Origin of the sequence: Bacillus pseudomycoides DSM 12442 (genome assembly GCF_000161455.1) — a bacterium.
Taxonomy (GTDB): domain Bacteria; phylum Bacillota; class Bacilli; order Bacillales; family Bacillaceae_G; genus Bacillus_A; species Bacillus_A pseudomycoides.
This window is the reverse complement of record NZ_CM000745.1, coordinates 5,449,817-5,455,625: the sequence shown is the minus strand read 5'-3', so window position 1 is coordinate 5,455,625 and position 5,809 is coordinate 5,449,817. Positions and strand designations below refer to the sequence as shown.

Below are 5,809 nucleotides of genomic sequence, written 5' to 3'. Positions count from 1 at the left end.
GAAAGCTCAAATTATACCGTAGGTACCACCTTACTGTTAATAAGATGAGTTCCGGCTGATAATGCTTCCATTTGAACAAATTTTCCTTTTCCATATCGATCACACACCTTTTTCTAGAGTAATACTATCAGTATGTCCAAGTTTAAGAGATTACTTGCAAAAGTTTTAGAGTTTTTGCACCAGAACCCGAAAAAGCCAAGGCCTTTTTGAAAAAGTGCTTGGCTGATTGAGTATTTCTATTTTTACTTAAGTAAAAATCAATCGTGTTTCCTTTTGAATCGACAGCACGGTATAAATACATCCATTGCCCTTTTACCTTAATATAGGTTTCATCGACTCTCCACGAATCATTTGTTGATTTAAGATGATGTCGTACTTTCTCTTCTAATTGAGGTCCATATTGATGAACCCAACGCATAATTGTTGTGTGAGAAATGGATAAACCTCTTTCTTCCATCATTTCCACTAGGTTTCGAAAGCTTAAATTGTACCGTAGGTACCACCGTACTGTTAATAAGATTAGTTCAGGTTGATAATGCTTCCATTTGAACAAATTTTCCTTTTCCATACTGGTCACGCGCCTTTTCTAGAGTAATGCTATCAGTATGTCCAAGTTTAAGAGATTTTTTGCACCAGAACCGGGAAAACTATGTTTATAAATTTTAGGTTACCAGCCCTTTTATTAATTATAATTTGGGTTCTTTATAAAGTTATCTATTATAGCTTAAACAGAAATAGGTTTAAATTACATAGGGAATTACTCTCTACTTTATGTTTTATATATGCTGTAGGAGTAATAAGTGTAACTATTTTCCCTTTAGCAATAGGTCTTCAAGAGTCGTTCCCAACGAAAAATAATTATGTTCCTTTTGCGAGTATAAACGAACTACTACATCATTTTTACTTTATGGTCCCTTTGCGCAATATAGGAGGAAACATTCTACTGTTTGTACCTTTTGGAATTCTAATACCAATGAAATTCAAAAAAGTAAATAAAGGGTTTAAAATAGTATTGTTGGGGTTTTTAAGCTCTTTGACAATTGAATGTATCCAGTTATGGCTTACTTTTAGATCATTTGATATTGATGACATTATTTTAAATAGTTTTGGGGTATATATTGGATTCTTAATCTATAAGTGGATCACTCTGATTTTTATGAGTAGACAATCCGATGAAAAGATACATCAAGGGCTTTAATCCAACTTCTAATAACGAGAATAATGTTAACTAATAACACTTAAAGTTAACAACTGCATTTTCTCCCCAAGTGATACGAAATTTAATGGAGGTTGATCATGTTTAACAAATCATCTTACCATGCTCTAATTTTGATACTATTGGCAATACTACTTCTTTCTGCTTGTAATAAATCAATGGTAAATAATAAAAGTGAAGGAAAAGACACATTTACCTTTCAAGGAAAAATTGTCAAACTAGATAAGGAACATAAACGAATGCTCATCTACACTGAAGATCATGGAAAGGTATGGGTGCGGATTCCTAAGAATGACGAGATACAAAACTATGAATTGGATCAAGAAGTTGGTGTTTGGATAGAAGGAGGAATAGAAGAAAGCTCTCCTGCTAAGGCAAAAGCGTCACGTATTGAAAAGATTGGGAAATTGCTTTTGCCTAAAACCTCCAGCGAATAATTACTTCCGCTAACGAAAATTATGTAAATGAGCTGTCCAAATGGATGGCTTATTTTATTTTTAGGTTAACGTGGCTTTTTTCCAAAATGCTGGCGGTACCCCATGGCTATCAAGCTAAGAAAATATAACTCCCCCAGAACCAGATTTTGTCCTAATTTGTAATAAAAGAGCTCATTTTTTCGTTATGGGGGGTGACCTGTTTTCTTAAGTTGATGGATGTGGGCCTCACCATACATGCCCATCAACTTAAGAAATTAATTGTTCCCCAAAACGAAAAAAATAAACTAAATTCCCATGGATACCTATGAAAAGAAGAAATTTTTGGAACTATAAGAGTTAGTAATGAATTTCTCGATATGGATATTAATACCATTGTTGGTTGTAATATTCAACAGTTAATGTAATATGATGAAAAAGTGATGGTTATCACCCTATTTGTTTCTCCTTATGCCATAGATAAGACCGAGCTCCTGGTCTTATCTTTTTTTGCATATTTTCTTAGGGGGGAAGAGTGAAGAAATACACGGATAAACATCCTGACATGAACCATGCAATTAAATTACGAAAACATACCAATAAAACAGTAAAGGAAATATGTCAGATTACAGGAGTGAGTCAGGATGCTCTATATCGTAGATTAAAAGAACTTGAATAAAGTCCTTTTTTGATTTGTAATTAAACCCCAGAGTGGCCCCTCATACCCTGAATCGTTTCCGTACCTCTTATGGAAAAGTTTCCCACATTCGATATACTATTAAGTGCGAAGGGGTTTTTTTGAAGCTGGAAGAATTACCTTATTATTAAACTAACAAAGCAGGTTAGTTTTGTAAGGAAGTCATTATCTATATTGAATTGGAGGAATTAAAATGTATATGGAACAAAAGATACTTGAATTACTTAACGAATTATATCCAGTGAATTTTATTAAAGTCGAATCAGTAACAAATGAAATGTATCGGTGTATTGCAGAACAAGGTGACTTCTTCGCTAGAATAACGAACTATAAAACATATGATGAACAGTTAGAAGAGGTTAAATATACAAACTTTTTATATAATGAAGGATTTGGTGTCCCGCCTGCCATATCTTCTTTAAACGGTAAATTAGTAGAAAATATAACACTTGATAAGGACGTTTTAACTGTTTTATATAATGCAGCTTCTGGTGTACATTTACCAAGAAGTCAATGGAATGCCAATGTATTAAAAGAATTAGGTCGGCAAATCGGTAGATTACATCGTTTATCAAGGAAATTTGAAGATATAATGCCGACTAAATATATCAACGATTGGCATGATAATGAGGAATATGATTTTCATAAATATATACCTAAAGAAGAAAGTACTATTAGAGAAATAGCACATAAGGTGTTATCTACAATTAAAAATTTGCCAAAATGTAATTCTACATATGGTTTACTACACGGGGATTTATGGTTAGAAAACATATTAGTAGATAGTGATTCGAAATTGACAATGGTTGATTTTCAAGATTGTGAAAAACATTATTATATATTTGATTTAGCCGTTCCAATATATAGTGCGTTGGAGTATTCGTTTGTAGGGAATGGCAACATAGTTGACTATGGACGTTCTATTACGAAAGCAATAATCGACGGATATCAAGAGGAAAATGATATATCTCCAGAGATGTTAGAGAAACTTTCTCTATTTATTAAATTGAAGGAAATATTTGAATATAACTTAATGCATATGTACTGGAATAAAGAGAGGTTAACTGAAGAACAAATACGAATAATGAACCACTTTAGAATAAGGATTGAACATAATTACTCTATTCTTAATATTTAACCAACTTTTATTATTAAACTAAACTACGTTAATCATGTTTAGGGGCATAGCGTGAAATTTCCTATGGCACTTGCGGTTCTGGTGCAAAGATAAAATAAAAGAGAATATAGCGCATATATTTCTAGTGGAATTGTATTTGATGCTGCTAGCCCGAATAATTGATGGATGAATTCTTTCTGGTTTTGAACAGACTGATCCTGTAAATCAATCTGTTCTTTTTTAATCATATACATGGCTTCTACTCCTGCAAGAATGGATGTAGCTGTGCTAAAAGACTTGAACCCTAACATAGAACGCACACGTTTCTTAATAAAACGATGATCTTGTTCCACTATATTATTGAGATATCTAACTTGTCTTAGCTTTATCGGGTCACCTTACATGCCCATCAACTCAAGAGATTTTAATACTCTCAAATACCAAAAAACGTTATCCTTTCTAAACAAGATAAATTAGAAAGGATGACGTTTTCTTATGAATCCCTCGATTCAAGATGAACTACTACCATTTGCAGAAGAATTACAACGATATGTTACACCTGTATTCTTAGAAGAACTTGCAAGAGAAATCGGATTTATAAAACGAAAACGTAAGTTCTCTGGATCAGACTTAGCTACCATTTGTATTTGGATCAGTCAACGGGTGGCAAGTGATCCCTTAGTCCGATTATGTAGCAGGCTTCATGCAGCTACTGGTACTTTACTCAGCCCTGAGGGCTTAAATAAACGTTTAAATGCTAAAGCAGTTTTGTTTTTACAACATATTTTTTCTTTACTGTTACAACAAAAAATATGTGAACAAACGCAATTTTCTAATCATCTCTTCTCTTATTTTGGGCGAATTCGTATCCTAGATGCTACCTTATTTCAAGTGCCAAATGCTTTAGAGAATGTATATCCAGGCTCTGGAGGATGTGCCCAAACAGCCGGAATCAAAATTCAATTAGAATACGATCTACACAGTGGGGAATTTCTTAACTTTCAAGTTGGACCAGGAAAAAATAATGACAAAACTTTTGGTACAGAGTGCTTAGATACCTTACGACCAGGGGATTTATGTATTCGTGATTTGGGTTATTTTTCATTGGAAGACTTAGATGAAATGGATCAACGAGGTACATACTATATTTCTCGTTTAAAATTGAATACGAATGTATATGTGAAAAATCCGAGCCCAGAATACTTTAAAAATGGTGCAATTAAGAAACAATCGGAATACATACAAATCGATGTAAAACAGATTTTGAAACAATTACAGCCTGGAGAAACATTTGAATTAAAAAATGCTTATATTGGTGATAAACAACAGCTGTTTGCACGCGTCATTTTTAATCGATTAACAGAAAAGCAACTTCAAAAACGACAAGCGAAAATCGCGGAAAAAGAAAAATCACAAAATAGAACGTACTCAGAGAAAAGTAAAATGGTAGTGGGATTAAACGTATATGTGACGAACACACCTTGGGAATGGGTTCCGATGGAACAGGTACATGAGTTATATACTTTGCGTTGGCAAATAGAGATTGTCTTTAAAACGTGGAAATCACTCTTTAAAATAGATCATTATCGCAATGTAAAACAGGAACGATTAGAGTGCCAACTATATGGAAAGCTCATCGCCATTTTCCTGTGCTCCTCTACTATGTTTAAAATGCGTCAACTACTTTTACAAAAGAAGAAAAGAGAATTAAGCGAATATAAAGCAATAGGAATGATCCAAGATTATTTATATCTTCTGTATCAAGCTATACAGAAAAACACCCAAGAAATAACAAAGATTCTAATCCGCCTATTCCACCTACTACAGAAAAACGGACGGAAATCTCATAGGTATGAGAAGAAGACAGTCTTTGATATTATGGGTGTTATCTATGAATATAGTGGATTTAGAAAACAAAAGAAAACTGCATAATCTTTAAAAATAATACCTATTTAGGTTTATTTGGCATACTCATTTTTACGGATAAAAAGTGTTTTAAGAGTTTTTTAGTATATTTGAACGGAATTTCATTTTGTTTCTGTTCTTAAGTTGATGGGTATGGCCTCACCATATCATTTCGGGAATTTTGTACGTTTAGACACAATTTAGACACATTTGAGCGGTTTCCTGTACGTTAAATTAAAATGAATAATTACTATTTTTCAGCATATCCTAACTCTTATCCTATAAGGGGTACAGCCGAGATACGTGTAATTTTGAGTCATAGGCTTACTTTTATTTCCAAACGCAACCTATTGAACTTATAACTAGGTTTCGTTACGTCTGTTTATAATAAAGAGCTTGTCATTGTCTATTATGGGTTAACCCTAATCATCCATTAGTTAGTTACTGAAAACACTTTGTTC

General features: G+C 33.2%; 5 protein-coding genes and 2 pseudogenes. 5 read left to right on the top strand and 2 right to left on the bottom strand.

The features are described 5' to 3' along the window. Positions 1-196: 196 nt before the first annotated feature. Positions 197-568, bottom strand: a pseudogene (locus BPMYX0001_RS27615) (IS6 family transposase); the annotation flags it as partial. 81 nt (positions 569-649) lie between these two features. Here BPMYX0001_RS27615 and BPMYX0001_RS27610 point away from each other — a divergent pair. From BPMYX0001_RS27610 to BPMYX0001_RS27600, 4 genes are all read left to right on the top strand, one after another. Further along, positions 650-1,198: a VanZ family protein gene (locus BPMYX0001_RS27610; protein WP_006097465.1), complete on the top strand. Its 549-nt coding sequence runs from the start codon at positions 650-652 to the stop codon at positions 1,196-1,198. A 98-nt stretch (positions 1,199-1,296) separates the two neighbouring features. Beyond that, positions 1,297-1,653, top strand: a complete 357-nt coding sequence (locus tag BPMYX0001_RS27605) for a DUF3221 domain-containing protein (protein ID WP_033799494.1) — start codon at positions 1,297-1,299, stop codon at positions 1,651-1,653. 511 nt (positions 1,654-2,164) lie between these two features. Further along, positions 2,165-2,308 carry a hypothetical protein gene (locus BPMYX0001_RS31755; RefSeq protein WP_018783670.1) on the top strand — a complete coding sequence of 48 codons (144 nt, stop codon included), beginning with the start codon at positions 2,165-2,167 and terminating at the stop codon, positions 2,306-2,308. A gap of 211 nt (positions 2,309-2,519) precedes the next feature. Further along, on the top strand, positions 2,520-3,464 hold the full coding sequence (locus BPMYX0001_RS27600) for a phosphotransferase enzyme family protein (RefSeq protein ID WP_006097462.1): 945 nt from the start codon (positions 2,520-2,522) through the stop codon (positions 3,462-3,464). Between the two features lie 140 nt (positions 3,465-3,604). Here BPMYX0001_RS27600 and BPMYX0001_RS27595 read toward each other — a convergent pair. After that, a pseudogene (locus BPMYX0001_RS27595) lies at positions 3,605-3,832 on the bottom strand (DDE-type integrase/transposase/recombinase); the annotation flags it as partial. Between the two features lie 106 nt (positions 3,833-3,938). On the opposite strand from BPMYX0001_RS27595, the gene BPMYX0001_RS27590 reads away from it, so the two are divergent. Further along, positions 3,939-5,375, top strand: a complete 1,437-nt coding sequence (locus BPMYX0001_RS27590) for an IS4 family transposase (protein ID WP_006097460.1) — start codon at positions 3,939-3,941, stop codon at positions 5,373-5,375. The last annotated feature ends 434 nt before the right edge of the window (positions 5,376-5,809 follow it).